At 72.1% G+C, this 23098-nt stretch carries 24 protein-coding genes; 13 read left to right on the top strand and 11 right to left on the bottom strand.

The window, feature by feature from the left end:
* The first annotated feature begins 3 nt into the window (after positions 1–3).
* The 4 genes from ACLJQF_RS17600 to ACLJQF_RS17585 all read left to right on the top strand — a co-directional run bounded on the left by ACLJQF_RS17600 (position 4) and on the right by ACLJQF_RS17585 (position 3925).
* Entirely contained in the window at positions 4–750 is a 747-nt protein-coding gene (locus tag ACLJQF_RS17600) for a thioesterase II family protein (RefSeq protein WP_410609931.1), read from the top strand.
* Between the two features lie 335 nt (positions 751–1085).
* Positions 1086–1667, top strand: a complete 582-nt coding sequence (locus ACLJQF_RS17595; protein WP_410609929.1) for a TetR/AcrR family transcriptional regulator — start codon at positions 1086–1088, stop codon at positions 1665–1667.
* A 20-nt stretch (positions 1668–1687) separates the two neighbouring features.
* A complete protein-coding gene (locus tag ACLJQF_RS17590; protein WP_410609928.1) occupies positions 1688–2860 on the top strand; it encodes a Glu/Leu/Phe/Val dehydrogenase dimerization domain-containing protein in 1173 nt (390 codons plus the stop codon).
* Positions 2861–2896: 36 nt separating this feature from the next.
* The gene (locus ACLJQF_RS17585) at positions 2897–3925 is read left to right on the top strand and encodes an LLM class flavin-dependent oxidoreductase (RefSeq protein ID WP_410609926.1); all 1029 of its coding nucleotides are present in this window, start codon (positions 2897–2899) and stop codon (positions 3923–3925) included.
* Between the two features lie 136 nt (positions 3926–4061).
* Here the strand turns inward: ACLJQF_RS17585 and kstD are convergent, their stop codons facing one another.
* Both kstD and ACLJQF_RS17575 read right to left on the bottom strand, forming a co-directional pair.
* A complete protein-coding gene (kstD, locus tag ACLJQF_RS17580; RefSeq protein ID WP_410609925.1) occupies positions 4062–5786 on the bottom strand; it encodes a 3-oxosteroid 1-dehydrogenase in 1725 nt (574 codons plus the stop codon).
* Positions 5787–6077: 291 nt separating this feature from the next.
* The gene (locus ACLJQF_RS17575) at positions 6078–7268 is read right to left on the bottom strand and encodes a cytochrome P450 (protein WP_410609924.1); all 1191 of its coding nucleotides are present in this window, start codon (positions 7266–7268) and stop codon (positions 6078–6080) included.
* 195 nt (positions 7269–7463) lie between these two features.
* On the opposite strand from ACLJQF_RS17575, the gene ACLJQF_RS17570 reads away from it, so the two are divergent.
* Positions 7464–8165, top strand: a complete 702-nt coding sequence (locus tag ACLJQF_RS17570; protein ID WP_410610336.1) for an SDR family NAD(P)-dependent oxidoreductase — start codon at positions 7464–7466, stop codon at positions 8163–8165.
* Here ACLJQF_RS17570 and ACLJQF_RS17565 read toward each other — a convergent pair.
* On the bottom strand, positions 8162–9442 hold the full coding sequence (locus ACLJQF_RS17565) for a 6-phospho-beta-glucosidase (protein WP_410609923.1): 1281 nt from the start codon (positions 9440–9442) through the stop codon (positions 8162–8164). The two genes, ACLJQF_RS17570 and ACLJQF_RS17565, sit on opposite strands and share 4 nt — an antisense overlap.
* 142 nt (positions 9443–9584) lie before the next feature.
* On the opposite strand from ACLJQF_RS17565, the gene ACLJQF_RS17560 reads away from it, so the two are divergent.
* The 4 genes from ACLJQF_RS17560 to ACLJQF_RS17545 are packed head-to-tail and all read left to right on the top strand — an operon-like array spanning position 9585 to position 12681.
* On the top strand, positions 9585–10610 hold the full coding sequence (locus tag ACLJQF_RS17560; protein WP_410609921.1) for a carbohydrate kinase family protein: 1026 nt from the start codon (positions 9585–9587) through the stop codon (positions 10608–10610).
* A 56-nt stretch (positions 10611–10666) separates the two neighbouring features.
* Complete coding sequence (locus tag ACLJQF_RS17555) at positions 10667–11464, top strand: heavy metal-binding domain-containing protein (RefSeq protein WP_410609919.1); 798 nt, start codon at positions 10667–10669, stop codon at positions 11462–11464.
* Positions 11465–11473: 9 nt separating this feature from the next.
* Positions 11474–12283, top strand: coding sequence for a heavy metal-binding domain-containing protein (locus tag ACLJQF_RS17550; protein ID WP_410609918.1), 810 nt, complete (start codon positions 11474–11476; stop codon positions 12281–12283).
* Positions 12283–12681 (top strand): hypothetical protein, encoded by a 399-nt coding sequence (locus ACLJQF_RS17545; protein ID WP_410609917.1) that lies wholly within the window; start codon positions 12283–12285, stop codon positions 12679–12681. The genes ACLJQF_RS17550 and ACLJQF_RS17545 overlap by 1 nt, the downstream gene beginning before the upstream one ends.
* A 90-nt stretch (positions 12682–12771) precedes the next feature.
* On the opposite strand, the gene ACLJQF_RS17540 is transcribed toward ACLJQF_RS17545, so the two are convergent.
* Positions 12772–14823, bottom strand: a complete 2052-nt coding sequence (locus ACLJQF_RS17540) for a PQQ-dependent sugar dehydrogenase (protein WP_410609916.1) — start codon at positions 14821–14823, stop codon at positions 12772–12774.
* Between the two features lie 67 nt (positions 14824–14890).
* Positions 14891–15760, bottom strand: coding sequence for an alpha/beta fold hydrolase (locus ACLJQF_RS17535; protein ID WP_410609915.1), 870 nt, complete (start codon positions 15758–15760; stop codon positions 14891–14893).
* Between the two features lie 96 nt (positions 15761–15856).
* On the opposite strand from ACLJQF_RS17535, the gene ACLJQF_RS17530 reads away from it, so the two are divergent.
* Positions 15857–16411 (top strand): CGNR zinc finger domain-containing protein, encoded by a 555-nt coding sequence (locus ACLJQF_RS17530; RefSeq protein ID WP_410609913.1) that lies wholly within the window; start codon positions 15857–15859, stop codon positions 16409–16411.
* A 193-nt stretch (positions 16412–16604) separates the two neighbouring features.
* On the opposite strand, the gene ACLJQF_RS17525 is transcribed toward ACLJQF_RS17530, so the two are convergent.
* Entirely contained in the window at positions 16605–16928 is a 324-nt protein-coding gene (locus ACLJQF_RS17525) for a nuclear transport factor 2 family protein (protein WP_410609912.1), read from the bottom strand.
* A 51-nt stretch (positions 16929–16979) separates the two neighbouring features.
* Positions 16980–17456, bottom strand: a complete 477-nt coding sequence (locus ACLJQF_RS17520; RefSeq protein ID WP_410609910.1) for a MarR family winged helix-turn-helix transcriptional regulator — start codon at positions 17454–17456, stop codon at positions 16980–16982.
* On the opposite strand from ACLJQF_RS17520, the gene ACLJQF_RS17515 reads away from it, so the two are divergent.
* Positions 17455–17916, top strand: coding sequence for a pyridoxamine 5'-phosphate oxidase family protein (locus ACLJQF_RS17515; RefSeq protein WP_410609908.1), 462 nt, complete (start codon positions 17455–17457; stop codon positions 17914–17916). The two genes, ACLJQF_RS17520 and ACLJQF_RS17515, sit on opposite strands and share 2 nt — an antisense overlap.
* Positions 17917–17919: 3 nt before the next feature.
* Here ACLJQF_RS17515 and ACLJQF_RS17510 read toward each other — a convergent pair whose 3' ends face one another.
* The 3 genes from ACLJQF_RS17510 to ACLJQF_RS17500 all read right to left on the bottom strand — a co-directional run bounded on the left by ACLJQF_RS17510 (position 17920) and on the right by ACLJQF_RS17500 (position 20797).
* Entirely contained in the window at positions 17920–19110 is a 1191-nt protein-coding gene (locus ACLJQF_RS17510; RefSeq protein WP_410609907.1) for a cytochrome P450, read from the bottom strand.
* Positions 19107–19544, bottom strand: a complete 438-nt coding sequence (locus ACLJQF_RS17505) for a MarR family winged helix-turn-helix transcriptional regulator (protein ID WP_410609906.1) — start codon at positions 19542–19544, stop codon at positions 19107–19109. The genes ACLJQF_RS17510 and ACLJQF_RS17505 overlap by 4 nt, the downstream gene beginning before the upstream one ends.
* Before the next feature lie 95 nt (positions 19545–19639).
* On the bottom strand, positions 19640–20797 hold the full coding sequence (locus tag ACLJQF_RS17500; RefSeq protein ID WP_410610334.1) for an ROK family protein: 1158 nt from the start codon (positions 20795–20797) through the stop codon (positions 19640–19642).
* 181 nt (positions 20798–20978) lie between these two features.
* Between ACLJQF_RS17500 and ACLJQF_RS17495 the strand changes: the two genes are divergently transcribed.
* A complete protein-coding gene (locus tag ACLJQF_RS17495; RefSeq protein WP_410609904.1) occupies positions 20979–21719 on the top strand; it encodes a DUF427 domain-containing protein in 741 nt (246 codons plus the stop codon).
* A gap of 28 nt (positions 21720–21747) precedes the next feature.
* Here ACLJQF_RS17495 and ACLJQF_RS17490 read toward each other — a convergent pair whose 3' ends face one another.
* Positions 21748–22536 (bottom strand): hypothetical protein, encoded by a 789-nt coding sequence (locus ACLJQF_RS17490; protein WP_410609903.1) that lies wholly within the window; start codon positions 22534–22536, stop codon positions 21748–21750.
* On the opposite strand from ACLJQF_RS17490, the gene sigC reads away from it, so the two are divergent.
* Positions 22535–23086 carry an RNA polymerase sigma factor SigC gene (gene sigC / locus ACLJQF_RS17485; RefSeq protein WP_410609901.1) on the top strand — a complete coding sequence of 184 codons (552 nt, stop codon included), beginning with the start codon at positions 22535–22537 and terminating at the stop codon, positions 23084–23086. The genes ACLJQF_RS17490 and sigC overlap by 2 nt on opposite strands.
* Positions 23087–23098: the final 12 nt, after the last annotated feature.

The following is a 23098-nucleotide window of genomic DNA, read 5'->3' as shown; positions in this document are numbered from 1 at the left end:
GCCATGACGATTTCCCTCGACGCCTCGGAGTGGGTCCGGCGCTTCCACCCGGCGCCGTCCGCCGCGGCGCGGCTCGTGTGCTTCCCGCACGCCGGGGGAGCGGCGAGCTACTTCCACCCGGTTTCGGCGGCGCTGGCGCCGGCGGTGGAGGTGCTGGCCGTGCAGTACCCGGGCCGGCAGGACCGGCACACCGAGGCCCCGGTGGACGACCTGTTCGTGCTCGCCGACCGGCTGGCGGACGTGCTCGCCCCGGAGATCACCGGGCCGGTGGCGTTCTTCGGCCACAGCATGGGCGCCAGCCTGGCCTTCGAGGTCGCCCGGCGGCTCGAAGCGCGGGGCACGAAACTGCTCGCCCTGTTCGTCTCGGGCCGCCGCGCGCCGTCGGTGCTCCACGACGACCGGGTCCACGAAAAGGGCGACGAAGAACTCCTGGCCGAGGTCAAACGGCTCGGCGGCACCGACTCGGGGGTGCTGGACGACGAGGACATCCGCAACCTGGTGCTGCCCGCGCTGCGCAGCGACTACAAGGCCGCGGAGCTGTACCGCTACCGCCCGGGCCCGGACGTCGGCTGCCCGATCGTGGCGCTGGTCGGCGACCAGGACCCGAAGGTGACCGAGGCCGAGGCACGCCAGTGGGCGGAGCGGACGTCGGCGGGCTTCGAGCTGAAGACGTACCCGGGCGGCCACTTCTACCTGAACGACCACGCGGGAGCGGTCATCCGGCTGATCGCGGACCGGCTCGCCCGCTGAGCGCGCAGGGACGTCGCGAATGACTCATTCGGGACCTCCGACGGTGCTGTTGGCGAAGTCGGGCCAGGGTCCGGCTTACAGTCCTGCCGCGGCTGGTCGTGAGTGGTAATTCGGGTTAGAACCCGAATTACCACTCACGACCACCCGAGCACCGCCCGGCCCCGCGCCGGCGTCCGAGTCCCGATCCGCGGTCACCGGACCCGCCCGCACCCGTGCGGGGGCGGGGGCCCCGCGCCCGCGCGAGCCCCTCACCTGCGGTCCTGACTGTCCGCACAGGCCGAGGAACCCACATTCGGCGCCTCCCGCCCGCCCTTTCCCCTCGGTACGGTGACCGAATGATGCGGAAGGCCGTGGCCGTGCGGCGGGAGGAGATCGTGCGGGCCGCTCTCGCGCAAATCCGGTCCCGGGGCATCGCCGGTGTGCGGGCCGCCGATGTTGCTCACTCGCTCGATATCAGCACCGCGCTGATCTTCTACCACTTCGGGACCCTCGAAACGCTCGTCATCGAAGCCTTCCGGCAGGCCGCCGAGCACGAACTGACCAAGCTGAACGACGAACTCGGCAAAAGTGGCCCCGCCGACACTCGGCTGCGTGCCGTCCTCGCCCTGTACGGGCCCTCCAAGCACGACAATTGGCAGCTCTGGATCGAAGCCGGCGCCGCGGCCATGCGGGATGCCGCCCTGCGGGCCGTGCTGCAGCGGCTGGACCTCCGGTGGCGGGATGCCGTGGTCGCGCTGATCGCGGAGGGTGTCGGGGCGGGGGTCTTCCGGTGCCCCGATCCGCACGGCGCCGCGTGGCGGCTGACCGCCCTTCTCGATGGGCTCGCCGTCCAGGTCGTCGCCCGGCAGGGCACCGTCACCACCGGGGACTGCGACCGGTGGGTCGAGCAGGCGATGGCTTACGAGCTCGGATGTTGACCGGGGGATCAGGAGGGGCGATGACCGAAACAGCCTTGCTCGAAGTGGCGTGGACCGATCCCGTCACCGGGTGCCGCGGGTACCTGGTGATCGACCGGCTCGTGCGGGGCGTCGCCAGCGGCGGCCTGCGGATGCGCCGCGGCTGCTCGCTGTTCGAGGTCCGCGGCCTGGCCAGGGGCATGACGCTCAAGGAAGGCCTCAACTACGACCCCGACGGCCGCTACGTCCCCCTCGGCGGCGCCAAGGGTGGCATCGACTTCGACCCCTACGACGAACGGGCCCGCGACGTCGTCGCCCGGTACCTGCACGCCATGCGGCCGCTCATCGAGCAGTACTGGACCATGGGCGAGGACCTGGGGCTGCGGCAGGACGTCATCGACGGCGTCATCGCCGAGATCGGCCTGCTCAGCCCGGTGCAGGCCATCTACCCGCTGCTCGAAGACCGCGACGCGGCGACCGCGCGGCTGGCCGAGGCCTTCCGGATCGAGGTCGGCGGGCTGGGGCTCGACGAACTGGTCGGCGGCCTCGGCGTCGCGCAGGCCACCCTCACCGGGCTCGAGATGCTCGGCATGGACACTCAGCCCAACCGGGTCGTGCTGCAGGGCTTCGGCGCGATGGGCGGGGCCACCGCGCGGTTCCTCGCCGACGCCGGGTTGCGCGTCGTGGGCGTCTCGGACGTCCGCGGGGTCGTCGCCAACCCGGACGGGCTCGACGTCGAAAACCTGCTCCGGCACCGCGACCGCTTCGGCGGCATCGATCGCGACAACCTCAAGCCCGGTGACGAGCTCCTGCCGCCGGAAGCCTGGCTCGACGTGCCGGCCGAGGTGCTGGTGCCGGCGGCGATCTCCTACTGCATCGACGCCGACAACCAGGCCAAGATCGGCGCGAAACTGATCGTCGAGGCCGCGAACCTGCCGGTCACGCCGGACGCCGAAGAGCTCCTCGACGCCCGCGGCGTCCGGGTGGTGCCCGACTTCGTCGCCAACTCGGCGACCAACTCGTGGTGGTGGTGGACGCTGTTCGGCGACGTCGGCGCGGACGCCGAGGAAGCCTTCGGCAAGGTCCGCGCCCGGATGCGCGCCCTGGTGACCGGCATGTTCGAGGTCGCCACCCTGGACGGCCTGAGCCTGCGCGCCGCCGCGCTGCAGGTGTCGGAGAAGAACCTCGAGGCCATCCAGGCCCGCTTCGGCTGAGGGAACGAATCCGCCCCCGAGATAGTTGAACGTTTCATGAAACTCGGCATCTACAGCTTCGGCGACCGCGCGCCGGACCCGAGCACCGGCGAACAGCCCACCGTCGCCCGGACGCTGGCCAACACCCTCGAGCGGATCAAGCTCGCCGACGAGCTGGGCCTCGGCTTCTACGGCCTCGGCGAGCACCACCTCGACCAGTACGCGATCTCCAGCCCCGGCACCGTGCTGGCCGCCGCCGCGAGCGTCACGAACCGGATCACCCTCAGTTCCGCCGTCACCGTGCTGAGCACCGAGGACCCGGTCCGCGTCTACCAGCAGTTCACCACGCTCGACCAGCTCAGCCACGGCCGCGCCGAGCTGCTCGCCGGGCGCGGGTCGTTCACCGAGTCGTTCCCGCTGTTCGGCAACGACCTCGGCGACTACGACGAGCTCTTCGAGGAGAAGCTCGCCCTGCTCCTGCGCATCGACCGCGAGGACCCGCTGACCTGGTCCGGCAAGTTCCGGCCGCCGCTGGAGAACGCGCGGATCCTGCCCCGGCCGTACGGGAGGCGCCTGCGCATCTCGGTCGGCACCGGCGGCAACCCGGAGTCGTCGATCCGCGCCGGGCTGCTCGGCCTTCCGGTGGTCTACGCGGTGATCGGCGGGCAGCCCGAGCGCTTCGCCCCGCTGGTCGACCTCTACCGCCAGGCCGGCGAGGCCGGTGAACAGGACCCGGCGGACCTGCACGTCACCATGGGCGCGATCGGCTTCCTCGCCGAGAAGTCCCAGGACGCCAAGGAGACCTTCTTCCCGTACTGGCTCGAGACGATGAAGTACGGCGCCCGGGCCCGTGGCTGGGCGGTCCCGACCCGCGCGGAGTACGACGAATACACCCGCGACGCCCAGGCGCTGTTCGTCGGCAGCCCCCAGGAGATCGCCGAGCGGCTGATCGCGGTCGGCAAGCTCACCGGCGCGGACCGGTACGCCATGCAGATGGACTGGTCCGGCGTTCCGCACGCCGAGGTCATGCGGGCCATCGAACTCCTCGGCACCGAGGTGCTTCCGCTGGTGGAAAAGGAGTTCTAACGAGCGGCGGGCGAGTTGGCCGCTCCGGCGGGCGAGTTGGCCGTTGCGGCGGGCGAGTTGGCCGCTCCGGGTGGCCTGAAACCGAATTCGCCAACTCGCCCGGGCTCGGAACCGGCCGACATTCCGGTCACTGCAGCTAGACGTCGTTCGCGGCGATGTAGCCGAATGTCATCGCCGGGCCGATCGTCGACCCGGCGCCGGCGTAGCTGTGGCCCATCACCGCCGCACTTGCGTTGCCCGCCGCGTACAGGCCGGGGATCACCGAGCCGTCCGGGCGGAGCACCCGCGCCCGGGCGTCCGTGCGCATGCCGCCCTTCGTGCCGAGGTCGCCGGGGACCAGCCGCAGCGCGTAGTACGGCGCTGCCCACAGCGGCGCCAAACAGGAGTTCGGCGTCACCGACGGGTCCGTGTAGTAGTGGTCGTACGCGCTCGCGCCGCGCCGGAATTCGGTGTCGGTGCCGGACCGGGCGAAGCCGTTGAATCGGTCCACAGTGGACTTCAGGACCGCCGGTGGCACACCGATCTGCGTTCCGAGGGCCTGGATGCTCGACGCCTTGAAGACCGCGCCGGCGGCGTACCAGGCGTCCGGGAACGGCAGCAGTGGCGCGATGTCGCGGAACAGGTACCGGTTGCGGTAGTTCTGGTCGACGATCAGCCACGCCGGGATGTCCGGCGCCGACGGGTTCTTGTCGTACATGGTGTGCACGACGTCGCTGTAGGGCGCGGCTTCGTTGACGAACCGCTGCCCGGCCTGGTTCACGATCAGGCCACCGGGCAGGGTCCGTTCGGCCAGGCAGAAGTACGGGTCGCCGGGGGTCGGGATGGCCGGGCCCCACCAGGCGTCGTCCATCAGGTCGAGGGCGGCGCCGGCCCGCTGCCCGGCGCGGTGGCCGTCGCCGGTGTTCTCCTTCGCGCCGACCGTCCAGTCGGTGCCGATCGGCTGCCGCTGGTACTGCGCGCGCATCGCCGCGTTGTGCTCGAACCCGCCCGAGCCGACGATCACGCCGCGCCGGGCCCGCACCAGCCCCTGCGGCGTCACGACGCCGGTGACCGCGCCGTTTTCGACGTTCAGGTCGACGAGCGGGGTGTTCAGCAGCACCGGGACGTTCGCGCGCTGGAGGCCGACGCGCAGGGCGGCGGCGAGCGACTGCCCCATGGTGAGCGGCTTCTGCCCGGCCAGCGCGGCGGCCGTGCCGCGGGCGAGGCACTCGGCGGCGACCGCGGCGCCCTTGGCGTTCACCAGGGCGAGGTTCAGCCACTTGTAGTCGGCGCTGAAGACGACGAGCCCGGCCGGGGTGGCCAGGTAGGGCGGGTTCAGGTTCGCCAGCTCCGCGCCCAGCAGGTTCCCGTCGAACTGGTCCGGCTCGATCGACCGGCCGTTCGGCAGGCCGCCCGGGAGCTCCGGGTAGTAGTCGCTGTAGCCCGCCATGAAGCGGAACCGCAGCGGGCTGTTGGCCAGCACGAACGCGATCATCGCCGGGCCGTTGCGCAGGAAGGCCTCCTGCCGCGCGGCCGGCACGTCCGGCCCGACGACGGCGGCGAGGTACTGCGCGGCCTTCGCGGGCGTGTCCGGCACGCCGGCGGCGAGCAGCACCTGGTTGTTGGGGATCCAGATGCCGGCCCCGGACCGGGCCGCGGATCCGCCGAAGGTCGGCGCCTTTTCGAGCACGACGACGCTGAGCCCGCGCTTGGCCGCGGTCAGCGCCGCGGTCATGCCCGCCGCACCGGAGCCGACCACGACGACGTCGTACTCGCCCAGGGGTGCGGCAGCGGCGGGGGTCGCGAGCCCTGCGGTGACAGCGAGGCCCACTCCGGCGGCACTGCCGCGGAGGAGCTGACGGCGGGTCAGGTCGGCATCCATGGCGACTCCTCGCTCGCAGGAACGGCGAGGGACATGGTCTACACAGCAACCCCGAAACTGAAACAGGTTCTACCCGAGTGGAGCAGTCGCGCACCGCTCCGCTCGGCCGATGGTGCCAACCGGACGCGGCATTCGGCGCAGGCCCGGCCCGGCAGCCCGAACCGCGCTACCCCGACCGGCTGGGTACTCCGGCGGGTTGACCGTCGCGAATGACTCATTGGGGACCTCGCACGTCCCGAATGAGTCATTCGCGACACTGGCGGCGGGCGCCCCGGCTCGGCCGCCCTCAGCTCAACCGGCCCAGGTCACCGGCACTTCCTCGGGCCCGCGCACCGACAGCGGCGGCCGCCAGGAGATCGTCTCCGGCGGCACTGCCAGCGCCAGCCCCGGCAGCCGGTCCACCAGCGCCCGCAGGGCGATCTCCCCCTCCAGCCGGGCCAGCGCCGCGCCCAGGCAGAAGTGGATCCCGTGTCCGAAACCGAGCTGCGGGGCGTCCTTCCGGCGGATGTCGAACTCGCTCGCCGACGGGAACGCGTTCTCGTCGCGGTTCGCGGCTCCGACGTGCGCCAGTACCGCCTCCCCCCGGCGCACGAGCACCCCGCCGAGCGACACGTCCTCGATCGCCACGCGCAGCAGGGACGAGTCGACCGGGCCGTCGAAGCGCATGACCTCCTCGACCGCTCCCGGCGTCAGCGACGGGTCGGCGCGCAACGCCGCCAGCTGCTCCGGGTGCCGGCACAGCAGGACGACCCCGCACCCGATCAGGCTGACCGTCGTCTCGTGGCCGGCGAGCAGCAGCTGCGTCGCCAGGTCGATCAGCTCCGGCTCGGTGAGCCGGTCGCCGTCCTCGTCACGGGCGTGCACGAGGGCGCTCAGGAAGTCGTCCGCGGGGCGCGCCCGCTTCTCCGCGACCAGTGCGGCCATGTCCTCGGCGCCGTCGCGCCGCGCCTGCTCGACGTCGGCCGGGGCGTGCTGCATCGGCGTCACGATCACCCGCGACCACTGCCGGAACCGCTCGCGGCCGGCGAACGGGACGCCGAGCAGCTCGCACATGACCGCGGTCGGCAGCGGGAAGGCGAACTCCTCGACCAGGTCCGCCGGCGGGCCGTGCGCGATCATCGCCGTCAGGAGCTCGTCGGTCAGCTCCTGGATCCGGGGCCGGAACGCGGCGATCCGGCGGACGGTGAACGCCTGCGCCGACAGCCGCCGCAGGCGGGTGTGGTCGGGCGGGTCCATGTTGAGGATGCTGTGCTCGCCGGTCGAGAAGTCGCCCGGCTCGATCAGGCACGGCGCGCCCGGGTACAGCAGGTTGCGGCTGAACCGCGGATCGGAGAAGACCGTGCGGACGTCGTCGTAGCGCGTCACCAGCCAGCCTTCGTGCCCGCTGGGGAACGCGATCCGGGACATCGGCGGGTGCCCGGCGTAGATCGCCCCCATCGGGACGGCGGGATGGTCCTTCTCGGCGGGATAGGCAGCGGTCATGCCGCCGATGATGAGGGCCGCTCCCGCCGTCGTGGAAGGCGCGTGACGGCGGAAAACCCGTCCGGACGCCGGAAACCGCCCGGACGGCCTCACCCTGGCGGAGTCCTTTGTGGACATCGAGGCCAAGTTGACGTCACCCTCGACTTGTGGCTAAGTTGAGGGCACACTCAAGTTGAGGAGGTTCCCTTGCCGAAAGTGCTCACCGTCCTGGGCGTTGGTCCCGGGCTCGGCCTGTCGATCGCGCACCGGTTCGGCCGCGAAGGCTTCACGACGGCGCTGGTTTCCCGCACCGACACCCGGCACGCGGGTTACCGCGCGTCGCTGGCCGGGGTCGACGCCCGCACCTACACGGCCGATGTGACCGACGAAGACCGGCTCCGCGACGTGCTGGTGCGCATCACGGCCGACGCCGGCGAGATCGACACCGTGTACTTCGGGCCGGCCGACGCCACGTCCGGTCCGGGCATCACCCCGCTCACCGAAGCCGGCGCCGGCACGCTGCGCGCGTCGTTCGACGCCGTCGTGCTCCCGGCGGCGAGACTCGTCGAAGCCGTGCTGCCGGGCATGCTGGCGCGCGGTTCGGGCTCGCTGCTCTTCGCCGGCGGCCTGAGCGGCAAGTACCCGATGCCGATGCTCGGCAGCCTCGCCCCGGCGTCGGCGGCGCTGCGGATGTACGTGCTCACCCTGCACGCGGCCCTACGGGAAACCGGTGTGCACGCCGGAATCCTCACCATCGGCGGCCTCATCGAGCGCGGCGACATCCACCGCGTGTTCACCGCGCAGGACCACGGCTTCTCCGTGGGCACGCTCGATCCGGACGACATCGCCGACCGGGCGTGGCAGCTGTACACCGAGCGGGAGGCCGAAGCGGAGTTCAACGCGATGGCCGCGGTCTAGGCCAGGTAGGCGAGTTCCGGGTGCGCGGCGACGTAGGCGTCGAGCAGCCGCCGGGCGACCGGCACCGAGCCGACGAGCGGGTGCAGCGCGAACGCCCGCAGCGCCGCCGCCCGCGAACCCGTCACCGCCGCCTCGAGCACCGCCCGCTCGACGGCCTTGACCGTGGTCACCAGGCCCAGTGCGTGGTCCGCGAGCGGCGCGGCGGCGAGCGGGCGGGCGCCGCCGGCGTCGACCGCGCACGGAACCTCCACGACCGCGTCACCCGGCACACCCGGGAGCGTGGAACCGTTGCGGACGTTGAGGATCAGCGTGGTGCGTTCGCCGTGTGCGAGGGCGCGCATCAGCGCCAGCGCGACCTTCTCGTAGCCGCCGCCCTCCAGATTGTCGCGCTCGCCTTCGCGTGTTTCGGCCATGTACGTCGCTTCACGTTCCAGGCGCGTGCGTTCCCACGACGCCAGCGACGGTTCCGCGTAAAAACCCCGTTGCTGCTCGAGGAGGAACGCTCCCCGTGACGCCGAATCGGCGGCCTCGCGGGCGAAGTAGTAATAGTGCAGGTATTCGTTGGGGATCGCGCCGAGCGTACGCAGCCAGTCCGCGCCGAAGAGCCGGCCCTCCTCGAACGACTCGCAGGCAGCAGTGTCGGCGAGCAGCCGCGGCAGGACGTCCTCGCCGCCGACGCGGACCGAGCGGAGCCAGCCGAGGTGGTTGAGCCCGGCGTAGTCGAACTTCGCCGCCGTCGCGTCGATCCCGAGGGCCCGGGCGACGCGGCGGCACAGCCCGACCGGGGAGTCGCAGATGCCGATCACCCGGCCGCCGAGGTGCGCGGCCATCGCTTCGGTGACCATCCCGGCGGGGTTGGTGAAGTTGATGACCCAGGCGCGCGGCGCCAGCTCGCCGATCAGCCGCGCGAGGGCGACCGCCACCGGGACCGTCCGCAGCCCGTAGGCGATCCCGCCCGCGCCGGCGGTTTCCTGGCCCAGCACGCCTTCCGCGTGCGCGATCCGCTCGTCCAGGTGCCGGCCGCGCAGGCCGCCGACGCGGACGGCCGAGAACACGAAGTCCACATCGGACACCGCGGCGGCGAGGTCGGTGGTGGTGCGCACCCGCGGCGCGTTCCCCGCGCCGGCGGCCTGTTCGGCCAGGACCCGTTCGATCGCCGCGAGGCGCCCGGCGTCGACGTCGTGCAGGACGAGCTCGGTGACGCCGCCACCGTCCAGCAGCGCCCCGTGCACCAGCGGCACGCGGAACCCGCCGCCGCCGAGGATCGCCAGCCTCACCGCGGGTCACTTCCCTCGCGCATCCGGCGACCATAGCAGCCGGCCGCACGCAATCCGTGGTACGAACGGCCCAGCTCTTGCGAATCGCGCGCCGCTGACGCAGGCTCGGGCCGACCGTTGCCCGATCGACGTGGAGGCGCCCGTGCCGGCTGAGCCCACCCCCGAAGTCGATGTCTTCCTGTCCGGTCTGCTGTTCTTCGACCTGGTTTTCACCGGGCTCGAACACCCGCCGGCCCCGGGCACGGAGGTGTGGACGGGCGGCATGGGCTCGGGACCGGGCGGGATCGCGAACTTCGCCGTCGCGCTGAGCCGCCTCGGCCTGCGGACGTCGCTGGCGGCAGCGTTCGGCACCGACGTCTACGGGCGCTACTGCTGGGACGTGCTGGCCGGGCAGGAGCACATCGACCTGTCGCGGTCGCGGCGGTTCCCGGAGTGGCACTCGCCGGTGACGGTCTCGCTGGCCTACGCGGGCGACCGCGCGATGGTCACCCACGGCCACCCGCCGCCGGTGCCGGTCGCGGAACTCGCCGGTTCGCCGCCGCCGAGCCTGGCGACGGTGGCGCACATCGGCCTCGACACGGCCGAGTGGGTCCACACCGCACACCAGTCGGGCAGCCTGGTGTTCGCCGACGTCGGCTGGGACCCGTCGGAGGCGTGGTCACCGGCGCTGCTGGAGCAGCTGGCGTGCTGCCACGCGTTCCTGCCGAACGAGATCGAGGCGATGCGCTACACCCGCACGGACACCCCCGAGGCGGCGCTGTCCCGGCTGGCCGAGCTGGTCCCGATCGCGGTGATCACCCGCGGCGGCGAGGGCGTGCTCGCGGTGGACGGCACGACCGGCGAGACGGCGGCCGTGCCGGCGCTCCCGGTCGACGTGCTGGACGCCACCGGCGCGGGCGACGTGTTCGGCGCCGGTTTCGTGGCCGCGACGCTGACGGGCTGGCCGTTGGCGGAACGGCTGCGGTTCGCGTGCCTGACGGCGAGCCTGTCGGTCCAGCACTTCGGCGGCGCGCTGGCGGCCCCGGGCTGGCACGAGATCGCGCAGTGGCACGCGCGAACCCGCAGCCCGGAGTACGCGTTCCTGGACGAGGTCCTGCCGTCCGAAACCGTGGCCGGCATCCGCCGCGGCCCGGTGACCCTCGGCTTCGGCGACGACAGCTGGCGTTGACGCCGTTTCGGCGGAATCCGTGCCACGATGGGAGCAGTGCCGGAGGGAGGCCGCCTGTGCCCGAGCGGGGAGCGCGCGACCTGTCGCCGGGGACGCAGGCGCGCTTCGACCGGTTCTCCCCCACCGGGCCGAAGACGTCGCTGCTCACCGTGCCGGGCGCGGTGGGCGCCGAGGTGGCCGGCTTCACCCCGGTCGGCGACGTCATGGGCTGTGTCGTCCACCAGGTCGGCTACACGGAGACGAGCACCTGGTCCGCCGACCGGATCGGACAGCTGGCGGACATCCTGCGCGCGGGCTACCAGACGGCGCTCGACCGGCTCGTGGAGGAAGCGACCGCGATCGGCGCACACGGCGTGCTCGGGATCGACTTCACGATCACCTCGCCCGATGGCCTGGTGCAGGAGTTCGTCGCACTCGGCACCGCCGTCCGCGCCACGGCCGGGCCGCGGCCGCGGCGCCCGTTCACCACCGGCCTGCCGGGCCAGGACGTCGCCAAGCTGATGCTGGCGGGCTGGGTCCCGGTGCGCGTCGCGGTCGGCATTTCCGGCCGGGCGTTCACCGACCGCTGGGGGCGGCCCATGGTCAACGAGTGGGTCGGGAACATCGAAGTCCCCATGGCCACCGAGCTTGCCACCGCCGTGCGGACCGCGGCGCGGGCGGAGTTCACCCGCGAGATCGGCGACTGCGGCGCCGACGGCGGCATCGTCTCGGACCTCAAGTTCGATCTCTGGCCGGTCCACGACGTCGCGGTCGCCGCCATGGCCACCGTGATCGGGACCGCGATCACCCGCTTCCGCGAAGGCCCGGTCGCGCCGACCAGCACGCTGAAGATCCTGCCGTTGACCCGCATCTGAGGAGGCTCTGTGACGTCCGAGGAATCCGGCATCCCCGCGGATGCGATGCGACGGCTCACCGAGATGCGCCCCGGCGAGAAACCGGGGTTGTTCACCTCGGACCTGACCGTCAACGAGTTCCTCCTCGTGCGCGAAGCCGGGTTCCGGCCGCTCGGGCTGGTGCTCGGATCGAGCATCTACCACGTCGGGTTCCAGTGGCGGCAGTGGAGCAAGAACCAGGAGCTGGACCGGCTTTCGCAGGCGATGTACCACGCGCGCGAGCTGGCGATGACCCGGATGGAGACCGAGGCGGACGTCCTCGGCGCGGACGGCATCGTCGCGGTCCGCCTGGAGATCGAGTTCAAGGAGTTCGGCAACGACCTGGCCGAGTTCATCGCCGTCGGCACCGCGGTCAAGGCCGAGGAGCCCGGCGACTGGCGCACCAACGCCGGGAAGCCGTTCACCTCGGACCTGTCCGGGCAGGACTTCTGGACGCTGGTGCAGGCCGGCTATGCCCCGCTGGGGATGGTGATGGGCACCTGCGTCTACCACATCGCGCACCAGCGGTTCCGGCAGATGGTGGGCAACTTCGGCCAGAACGTCGAGATCCCGCAGTACACCGAAGCGCTGTACGACGCACGCGAGCTGGCGATGTCGCGGATGCAGGCGGAGGCGGAGCAACTGGAGGCGGAGGGCATCGTCGGGGTGCAGCTGCTCTCGCTGCCGCACCAGTGGGGCGGGCAGACGACGGAGTTCTTCGCGATCGGTACCGCGGTGAAGCCGCTGCGCGCCGACCACCACATCGCCAAGCCGCAGCTCGTGCTGCCCCTCACCGACTGATGGGCGGCCTGGACTTCCACCTGCTGGTGGCGGCCCTGCGCGCGGACCGCGCGGACGTGGAGTCCTACCACCGGGTCCTGGTGGACACGCTGGGCGGCGCGCTGCCGCCGGGCATGGTCGAGATCGCGCGCCGCCGGACGCTCGCCGACCGCGTCGCGCGCCGGGACGGCCGGGCGGTGTCGGTGCGGGTGACCACCCCGGACCGGGTGCTGGTGCTGAGCGCGGACGCGCACGGCGGCGTCGCCGCGGAGATCCACCAGGTGGTCCGGGGCGTGGTGATCAGCCGCAAGCCGGCTTCGGTCGACGGCTGGCTCGCGGCCTTGGCCGGGGAGCTGACGGCGCTGGCGGACAAGGACGCGAAGGCCCGCGACGCGCTGTCCCGCCTGCTGGACGGCTGAACTCCCCGCACCCAGCCCTCCGGCAAGGTTCGTGAAGGCCACCTTGAGGAAGTTCAAGTTCCTCAAGGTGGCCTTCACGAACATCCGGACCTACCCGACCGACACCCGCAGGATCTTGTTGTGGCTGTTGTGCGGTGTGCTGTCCTTGTCACCGTCCACGCTGGTGGCCAGCCACATCTGCCCGTCTGGGGCGGGCTCGACCGTGCGGAGCCTGCCGTACGTGCCGTTGAAGAACGTCTGGAAGTTCGTCAGCGAGCTGCCGCTGATCACCGCGCGATAGAGCCGCTGCCCCTTCTGGCACGCGACGTACAGCGCGTCACGGATGATCGTGATGCCGCTACACGAACCCTGCCCCACCGGGTATGTCTTCTTCGGCGCGACGAACCCGTCGCACGAACCCGACGTCCCCTCGCACGACGGCCAGCCGTAGTTGCCGCCCTTCACGATCAGGTTCGTCTCGTCCATGATGCTGTTGCCGAACTCCTGCTCCCACAGCCTGCCCTGCGAGTCGAACGCCAGGCCCTGGACGTTCCGGTGGCCGTAACTCCACACCGCGTTGTGGAACGGGTTGTCCGCCGGGATCGAGCCGTCCGGGTTGATCCGCAGCACCTTTCCGTTGAGGCTGCTCGTGTTCGGTGCGTTGGCGCTGTTCTGCGCGTCACCCGTGCCCGCGAACAGGTAGCGGCCGTCCGGGCTGAACCGCAGCCGGCCGCCGTTGTGGAACTTGTTGCGCGCGATGCCGGTCAGCAGGATCTGCTCGGTGCTCGTGGTCAGCGAGTCGCCGGCCGGGTCGTACTTGATCCGCACGATCCGGTTGTCGCTGCCCGAGGTGTGCATGATGTAGAGCCAGTGGTCGGAGGCGAACGACGCCGGGTTGATCTCCAGCCCGGTCAGGCCGCCTTCACCGTCGGTGCTCTGGGCGTTCGGCACGGTGCCGATCGTCTTCTTCGCGCCGGTCTTCGGGTTCAGGTGGACGATGTCGTGCGCGTCGCGCTGGTTGTAGAGGATCGTGCCGTCCGGCAGGGTTACCAGGCCCCACACGACGTCGTCGTCGGTGCCGACCTGGGTGGCGCCGCAGACCCCCTGCGAAGGCGTGCAGTTCGACCCGCCGGTGGTGGTGACGTCCAGGACCGGCGTGCTCGGCTCGCTGAGGTTGCCGTTCCCGTCGATCGCCCGCACCTGCAGGTGGTACGCCGTGTTCGGGGTCAGCCCGCCGAGCGTGGTGCTCGTCGTGTCCGACGTCCCGATCTGTGTGCCGGAGTGGTAGATCCGGTAGCCGGTGACACCCACGTCGTCGGTCGACGCCGTCCACGCGAGACCGATCGACGTGCTGTTCACCGCGGTGGTGTGCACGTCCGACGGCACGGACGGCGGCGTGTGGTCGTCGGACGGGGGCGTCTTCACGGCCAACGTGCCACTCGCCTGCGAGACGTTCCCGGCCGCGTCGCGCGCGTTGACGTAGAAGCCGTAGGTGCCGTTCGGCCCCAGGTTGCCGCAGGTCGCCGTCAGCGCGCCGGTCGTGCTCGCGCAGAGCTGGCCGTCACGGTAGACGTCGTAGCCCGTGACGCCGACGTCGTCGGTGGCCGCGGTCCACTCGATCGTGGCGCTCGTGGGCGTGACCCCGACGAGCGTCGGCGTGCCGGGTGGTGACGGCGGCCGCACGTCGCCACCCGAGCCGTAGACGCCGAATTCCTGCAGCGAGTAGCCCTTAGACGCGTCCGTGCGGCAGCGTTTCGTGCCGTAGACCCGGACGTACCGGCCGGTGCCGTCCAGCGAGGTCAGGTCCTCGACGCCACCCTTGCCCGCGGTCGTCGCGTAGATCTTCGTCCACGTGACGTGGTCGGCCGAGGTGTCGATTTCGTAGGCGGTGGCGCAGGAAGCATCCCACTGCAGCCGGACGCGGCTGACGTGCACGGCCGCGCCGAGGTCGACGTAAATCCACTGTGGATCGACGCCGGCCGCGCTGGCCCAGCGGGTCGCCGAGTCCCCGTCGACCGCGTTCGCCGCCGGGCAGCACCCGCCCGAGGAGGATGCGGTGACCGGTTTTCCCTGCGAAAGCAAGGGATCCGCGGCCGCCGCCGGGGTGATCGTCCCGGCGACGAGCGCCAGCGCGATCGCCCCTGCCCGAATCAGTCGGCTCATACCGTCCTCCATGGGTGATGACGACGGCGGAGGTCGCGAAAACCCTACGAGCGGGGCGGCCCGATGGTCAACTGGCGTCCCGGTCAACGGGCAGCACCCGGCCGAGGAAACCGCGGATGTACCCGGCGATGGCGTCCAGGTGCGTCTCCAGCGCGAAATGGCCGGAATCGAGCAGGTGGATTTCGGCGTCGGGGAGGTCGCGGGCGTAGGCGCGGGCACCGTCGGCGACGAAGATGTCGTCGTTGCCACCCCAGACGGCGAGCAACGGAACCCGGCTGGTCCGGAAGTACTCATGGAACTTCGGGTACAGGCCGATGTTGTGGTGGTAGCCGGCGAGCAACGCCTGCTGGATCGCCGCGGCGCCGGGCCGGTCCAGCAGCGCCTGGTCGTGGAGCCAGACGTCCGGGCTGACCAGCGACGGGTCGGGCACGCCGTCGAGGTACTGCGCCTTGGTGGCCTCGAGGGTGACCATGCCGCGCAGGTCGTCCTCGGTCAGCGTCCCGGCGCCCAGCTTCTGCGGGAGTCCGGCGCCGAGGCCGTCGGTGTAGGCGTTGCCGTTCTGCGTGACGATCGCGGTCACCCGATCGGGGTTCGCGGCCGCGATGCGCAGGCCCACCGGCGCGCCGAAGTCCTGGATGTAAAGCGCGAAGCGGCCGAGGCCGATCCCGTCGAGCAGGCCGAGCGTGAGTTCGGCGAGCGCGTCGAAGGTGTAGGTGAAGTCGCCGGTGGGCGGCGCGTCGGAGGCGCCGGAGCCGAGGTAGTCCGGCGCGACGACGTGGTAGCGGTCGGCCAGCGCCGGGATGAGGTGCCGGAACATGTGCGAGCTCGTCGGGAAGCCGTGGAGCAGCACGATCGTGGGGGCCTCGGCGGGGCCGGCCTCCCGGTAGAACAGCCGGTGCCCGGCGACGGTGGCGTAGCGGTGGTGCACGGTGACCATGTCTCGTCCTCTCATGTTTACTTTTTCATTTATCCATGAGACGAGGTAGGCTGTCAACGTCGGGGACACTCTGGGGACGGACTTCGGGAGGCGAACATGGTCACGGCGGCACCCGGCGAGGACCGCTCGCCCGCATTGGCACTGGTCAACACCCGCCGTCTGACGGCGGACGACCTGGCCGCACCCGGCACGGCCGCGGCCTGGCTGCGCGAGCACGGGCCGGCGGCGGCCGCCCTCGGCGCGGAGGAACTGAGCCGCCTGACGGACCTGCGCACGGCGGTCCGCGAGCTGCTGGCGGCGACGGCGGAGAACCGGGCACCGGACGCGGCGGCGCTGGAGACGGTGAACGCGGCGGCCCGCGCGGACGCGGCGACGCTTTCCCTGGCCTGGCGTGACGGGCCGGTGCGCGAGTGGCGGAGCGCCCGGCCGGGCAGCCTCGACGAGGCCGTGGCGGCCTTGGCGCGGGACGCGATCGAGGTGGTGAGCGGGGAGCTGGGGCCGCTGGTGCGCCCGTGCGAGGCCCACGGCTGCATCCGGTACTACGTCCGCGAGCACGCCCGCCGCCGCTGGTGCTCGACGACCTGCGGCGACCGGGTGCGCGCGGCCCGGCACCAGCGGCTGGTGGTCGAGCAGCGCGACGGGTCCCGCTGAGGCTCGGCCCGTGCCCTCCCGCCATGCGCCCAGTGGCATTGGGTGCGTCACATGGTGCTGTTGGCGAAGTCGTCGGATGCGGTAGCCGGGTGGTCTGCCGCGGCTTGTCGTGAGTGGTATTTAGGGTTAGAACCCTAAATACCACTCACGACAAGCCGCGGCGCCGGCGTCAACGGACCTCGGACGCGCGACACTAGATCGGCTGTTTGACGTCCCAGTGCTCGACGAGCAGGCCGTCCTCGACGCGCAGGATGTCGACGACGGCCATCCCGGCCACGTGCAGGTGCGCGACGACGAGGTCGTCCTCCGCGACGACGTGCTCGATCACCGCGGTCGCGCCGGCCAGCGGCGAGTTCTTCACGGCGTCGGTGAACGCCTCGCGACCGGAGGGCAGTCCGGGGCTGTGGGTAACGAAATCGGGGTGCAGCGCGGCCTTCGCGGCGTCGAAGTCCTGGTGTACGAACAGGTTTTCGAGGCAGTCGACGACGATCATGCGGTTCTTCGCGGCTTCGCTCATGCCGCCCATCGTCGGCCTTCCGGGTGGCGGCGTCGATTACGCCGGAGGTAATCAGCGCGGGGGCCGGACCCGCCGGGCGCGGACCGCGTCGTCGCCGCCGTAGCGGCCGATGACCGCTGTCAGAAAAGCACGCGCGTCCTCGACGCGTTCGACGCCGTACTCCGCGACCAGTTCTTCCTGAAGTTCCCGCCGCAGCGCCCTCGTCGCTTCGACGGCGGCCAGCGCGTGCTCGGTCAGGTGCAGCAGCTTCGTCCGTGCGTCCGCCGGATCCGGCTCGCGGCGCAGTAGTCCCCGGCGTTCGAGATCCGCGACCGCCTTCGACGCCGCTTGCTGGGTCACGCCCATCCGTTCGGCCAGCGCGGTGATGGACAGCGGCGCGGCCAGGACGTGCTGGATCACGACGCCGTCGTTGAACCGCAGGTCGCCGAAGCCCTGGGTCGCGAGCCGTCGCTGGACCTCGTCGGTCATCGCCCAGCCCGCGAAGAGAGCTGCCAGCGACAGGTCGAGACTGCTAGGATGCACAACCATGGTTGTGGAATCTAGCAGACTGCCGGCCGGACTGGCCGAAGCGTTCGTGCGCGTGGCGCACCGGATCGTCTGGTGCACGCTGGTGACGGTCGACCGGCGGGGCCGTCCGCGGTCCCGCGTAGTCCACCCGATCTGGGAGCACACCCCGGACGGCTTGGTCGGCCGCCTGTTCACCCGGCCGACGCCGCTCAAACTCGCGCACCTGGCGGCATCGCCGTACGTGTCGTGCTCGTACTGGGACCCGCAGCACGAGGTGGCGGTGGCGGAGTGCCGCGCGGAGTTCGAGGACGACGAGCGGACGCGAAAGGAACTGTGGGACCTGTTCGCGTCGACGCCGGAGCCGCTGGGCTACGACCCGAAGATCCTCGGCGGCGAAGACCACCGCGACCCGAAGATCACGGTGCTGCGCCTGACACCGTGGCGGCTCTCGGCCGGCGGCGAGTCCTGGCGGGCCGCATAGGGCTCAGTCCCAGGTGACCGGCAGCCGGTCGATCCCGTAGATCGGGTGGGCGTGCCGGAACGGCAGTTCGCCCGTGGGGACGGCGAGCCGGAGCCGGGGCAGGCGTCGCAGCAGCGCGGGAAGGGCGACGCGGAGTTCGAGGCGGGCGAGGTGGTGGCCGAGGCACAGGTGTTCGCCGTGCCCGAAGGCGAGGTGGTGGTTGGGGCTGCGGCCGAGGTCCACCCGGTCGGGGTCGGCGAACTCGCCGGGGTCGCGATTGGCGATGTCGGCGGCGGCGATGACACCCTCGCCGGAGCGGATGGTGACGCCGCCGAGTTCCACGTCGGCGGTCGCGACGCGGCGGCGCCCGAGGTGGGTGATCGTGAGCAGCCGCAGCAGTTCGTCGACCGCGGTCGCCGGGGCATCGCGCCGGAAGACCTCGGCGTGCTCGGGGTTGTCGAGCAGGAACGCGGTGGAGAGCGCGATCTGGTTGGCGGTGGTTTCGTGGCCGGCGACCAGCAGCAGGATCGCCGTGGCCACGGCGTCGGCCCGCGAGAGCGCACCGGTGGCGACCTGCCCGGCGCTCAGCCGGCCCAGCAGATCGTCGGTGGGGTGCGCGCTTCGCCGGTGCAGCAGGGTGCCGAGGTAGCGGGCGAGTTCCGCGGTGGCGGCCCGGTTGTCCTCGCCGCCGGCGGAGTCGTCCAGCATTGCGCGGGCGCGGTCTTCGAAGAAGGCGTGGTCTTCGTAGGGCACGCCGAGCAGTTCACTGATGACGATGGACGGCAGCGGCAGTGCGTACCGGGCGACCAGGTCGGCCGGCTGAGGCCCGGCGGTCAGCTCGTCCAGCAGGCCGGCGGCGGTGCGTTCGATCGCCGGCCGCAGCGCCTCGACGCGGCGCACGGTGAATTCGCCGATGAGCATCCGCCGCAACCGGGTGTGCTCCGGGCCGTCCATGGAGATGAACGAGCCGCGTCCGGTCCGCCGGCCCCGGCTCGCCGGGCCGCGTGCGGGGTAGCCGGGCCGGGTGGGGTCGACGCTGAACCGGCGATCGGCGAGCACCGTGCGGACGTCCGCGTACCGGGTGAGCAGCCACGGCGTGCTCCCGTCCCAGATCCGGACGCGGGTGATCGGGGCGTCGCGTTGCAGCTCGGCCAGCCGGGGCGGCGGCGTGTACGGGCAGGCGCGGGGCAGCGGGAAGGCGTCGGCGCCGGTCATGGGTTCTCCTTCGCGGCGGGCTGGTCGGCGAGGCGCTCGAGCAGGGGAGCGGCCAGCCGGAGGACCCCGCGCTCGGTCTCGCCCAATGCGCCGAACGCGGCGGCCAGCCACTCGTCGCGTTCGCGCATGTCGGCTTCCAGGGCGGCCGCCCCCGGCCCGGTGAGGCCGAGGACGACGCTGCGCCCGTCGTCTTCGTTGGGCGACCGGCTGATCAGCCCGTCGGCCTCCAGCTCGGTGAACACCTTCGTCAGAGCTTGCGGCCGCTGCGCGTCGGCCGCGGCGATCTCGCCCGGGCTGCTCGCACCGTGCCGCGAGAGATAACCCAGCACGCCCACCTTGGCGGGGCTCAAGGCCCCAGCGGAACGGCTGCCGCGCAATCGCCGCGCGAGCCGGAGCACGCTCCGGCGAACCGCCTGCACCGTCTCGTCGTCCATGAGTTAGTACTGTACTCAGTACTAACTCATGGACGCAATCCAGTCTTCAGTGGCATTTAGTCAGCTTGTTGTTACTTCTTCGGTGACGCGGCGACTCAGGCGGCGCCGACGCGGTGGTCGAACACCAGGCCTTCGGCCGCCCGCAGACCCACGCTGATCGCGCCGGTCAGCACCGCGTCCTCGCCCAGCTCGCCCTGGACCACCTTCGGCACCAGCGGCGTGAACGCGCGCAGGGCGCGGTCGATCGGCTCCAGCAGCAGGTCCGCCGCCGTGCCCATGCCGCCGCCCAGGACGATCAGCTCCGGGTCGATCACCGCCGCCACCGAGGCCACCGTGTACGCCAGGCGGTCCGCTTCCGCCGCCAGTGCCTGCCGGGCCAGCTCGTCGCCTTCGCGGGCCAGCCGGAACACCTCGCGGGCCGATTTCGCCGTGCCCAGCCCGAGTTCGCGGGCGCCCTGGACGACCGACTGGGCCGCCGTCGCCTCTTCGAGGTGGCCGCGCGCGGGCGGGGTGCCGGGCTCGTCGGCCGCGCGGGTGCGGCCGTACGGCAGGTAGCCGATCTCGCCCGCCGCGCCGGTCGCGCCGCGGAACACCCGGCCGTCGACCATCAGGCCCATGCCGACGCCGGTGCCGATCGTGATGCAGCCGAACACCGACGCGCCGCGGGCGGCCCCGCTCTCCCACTCGCCGACGGCGGTGAGGTTCGCGTCGTTCTCCACCATCAGGTCCGGGCCCAGCGCCGCTTCGAGGTCGTCGATCAGCCCCGCGCGGCCCCAGCCCGGCAGGTTCGGCGCGTGCCGGAAGCACCGCTTCTCCGGATCGGCGACGCCGGGGGAGCCGACCACGCGGACAACGATGTCGCCCGCCGACAGCCCGGCCTCCGCGACCGCCGCCGCCGCGATCTTCCCGACCGCCGTCACCAGTGCCGCGCCGGAGCGTGCCGTGTTGCGCTCGTCGCGCCGCGCCACCAGCGTGCGGCCGAGGTCCGACACCGCGACCCGCAGGTGCTCGCGGCCGATGTCGACGCCCAGCACGTACCCCGCGGTGGGATCGGCCTCGTACAGCACGGCCGAACGCCCGGTGCCGGTGGACGTCTGCCCGGTCGGGCGCGCCAGCCCGGCGGCCTCCAGCGCCAGCAGCGCCTGGCTGACCGTCGGCTTCGAAAGCCCGGTGTCCTTCGCGACCTGCGGCCGGGTCGCCGGCCCGCCGCGGCGCAGCAGGTCGAGCACCGCCCGCTGGTTGATCTTGCGCATCCCGGCGGGGGTACCGACCGTGGGGATTCCTACGCCGGCCACCCGTGCCCGCCTCCTGTCGTCTTCGTGCTGCTCGTTCTCGTGCTGCTCGGTGTCGTTGTGCTCGTCGTCCCCGCCACGCTAGCCGTCCCGGCCCGGAGCCCGCCGGAATACCCGCACTTCGCGGCCCGTTGAGCGGAGCATGAGCACTCCGGGACGCGGCCGGGTCCGCGTGGCACAAGGCGCGAAGCGGGTACGGGTGTTCCTCGGCGGGCAGGTCGTCGCGGACACGGTGCACCCCCTCCTGGTGTGGGAAGTTCCGTACTACCCCACGTACTACATCCCGCGCGCGGACGTCGTGAGCGGTGTTCTCACCCCCTCCGGCCGCACGGCGCACTCGCCGAGCCGCGGAGAAGCTGTTCTGTCGACGATAAAGGGTGCCGCGGCCGAGGCGGTGGACGGCGCGCTGGAGTACCCGGATTCCCCGATCGAAGAGCTCCGCGGCCACGTCCGCTTCGAGTTCGGTGCCTTCGACTGGTTCGAAGAGGACGAACAGATCTTCACGCACCCGCGCGACCCGGGCGTCCGCGTCGACGTCCTGCCGAGTTCGCGTCACGTCCGGATCGAGGTCGGCGGCGTCACGGTCGCGGACTCGGTGCGGCCGCACCTGCTGTTCGAAACCGGCCTGCCGACCCGCTACTACCTGCCCCGCGTGGACGTCCGGATGGACCTGCTCTCGAAGATCGACGTGGTGACGCACTGCCCGTACAAGGGCGCCGCCGAGCACTTCGACGTGGCCGGTCAGGAAGACCTCGCCTGGAGTTACCCGACGCCGCTGCCCGAGAGCATCCGCGCCGCGGGGCTGGTGGCGTTCCTCGACGAGAAGGTCGACGTCTACGTGGACGGCGTGCGGCAGGACCGCCCGAAGACGAAATTCGCGTAAGCCCCCAGCTCGTATAACGCCCTATACCTCAGGCCGCGTGGCGGCCGTGGGCTTGGCGGCGGAACGGGCGGGGACGCGGGCGCCCCGCGGCCGGGGTGTCCACAGTGGACCCCGATGTCGCCGCGCCGCCGTCGGCCGTGGCCGCCGGGAGAGGCGTGCCCCGCTCCCGGTGACCCCGGTGCACCGCGTACAGCAGGGCCAGCCCGAGCACGACGAGCACGTGCGTCGCCAGACGGGACAGCGTCACCTGACCCGCCGCCAGGTCGCCCGCGGACAGCGCCAGCAGCACGCCGACGAAGCCGGTCAGCAGCGGCAGCTGGCCACCCGCCGTCGCCGGGCGCAGGACCGCCGTCAGGAGGCCGATCCCGACCGCCAGGTTCCACGCGCCGCTCTCGTGGCCGAGGTGGATGCCGCTGTGGATGGCGCTGTGGATGGCGCTGTGGACGTCGCCGTGGCCGACCGCCGTGCCGAGCAGTTGCGCGAACGCCAGTCCCAGCTGGGAGATCGCCACCATCGCCAGTGCGAGCCGCCATCCCCAGCGCTCGCCGGACGGTGCCGGGGTGCGCTCGAGGATCGCCGCCGTCAGGTCCGGCACCGGCGGGGCCGGGCGCAGCAGCATCGTGCGCCGCAGCCGTTCCGCGGCGGCGAACCACGCCCGGCACTCCGGGCACGACGCCAGGTGCTCGTCGGGCGAAACCGGCTCGGCTTCGCCGTCCGATCGCGCCGACAGAGCTTCACGGCATTCCTCGCACCTCATGGTCCAGTAGTCGGACGGTGGATCCGCGAAGTTCCCGGTCACTGCTATCTTCCGGATCATGACCCACCGTGAGGACGACGACCGCGTCACGGCCTTGGCTCTGTCCGCGGGCCGGGGCGACCGTCGTGCGCTCGAAGCGTGGGTCCGCGCCACCCAGGCCGACGTCTGGCGCTTCCTCGCCCACCTCACGGACACCGCCGCGGCCGACGATCTGACCCAGGAGACCTACCTTCGCGCCTTCGGCAGCCTTCGCCGCTTCGCGGGGCGCTCCTCCTCGCGGACGTGGCTGCTGTCCATCGCGCGCCGGGTCGTCGTCGACCAGCTCCGGGCCGCCGGTGCGCGGCCCAGGATCGCCGACACCGACTGGGAAGCCGCCGCCGAGCGCACCCGTGATCGCGCGGCCGGCTTCGAGGACCTCGTCGAACTGCGGCTGCTGCTCGACGGGCTGGAACCGGACCGGCGCGAGGTGCTCGTCCTGACCCAGGTGCTCGGGCTGTCCTACGCCGAGGCGGCCGACGTCTGCGGCTGTCCGGTCGGCACCGTCCGCTCCCGCGTCGCCCGCGCCCGGGAGGACCTGATCCAGGCCCGGCGCGCCCGCGGGGCCGGCTGACTCAGCCGGTTC

It is taken from the genome of Amycolatopsis sp. lyj-109 (genome assembly GCF_046548995.1).
Taxonomy (GTDB): Bacteria; Actinomycetota; Actinomycetes; order Mycobacteriales; family Pseudonocardiaceae; genus Amycolatopsis.
This window is presented reverse-complemented; position numbering and strand designations above follow the sequence as displayed.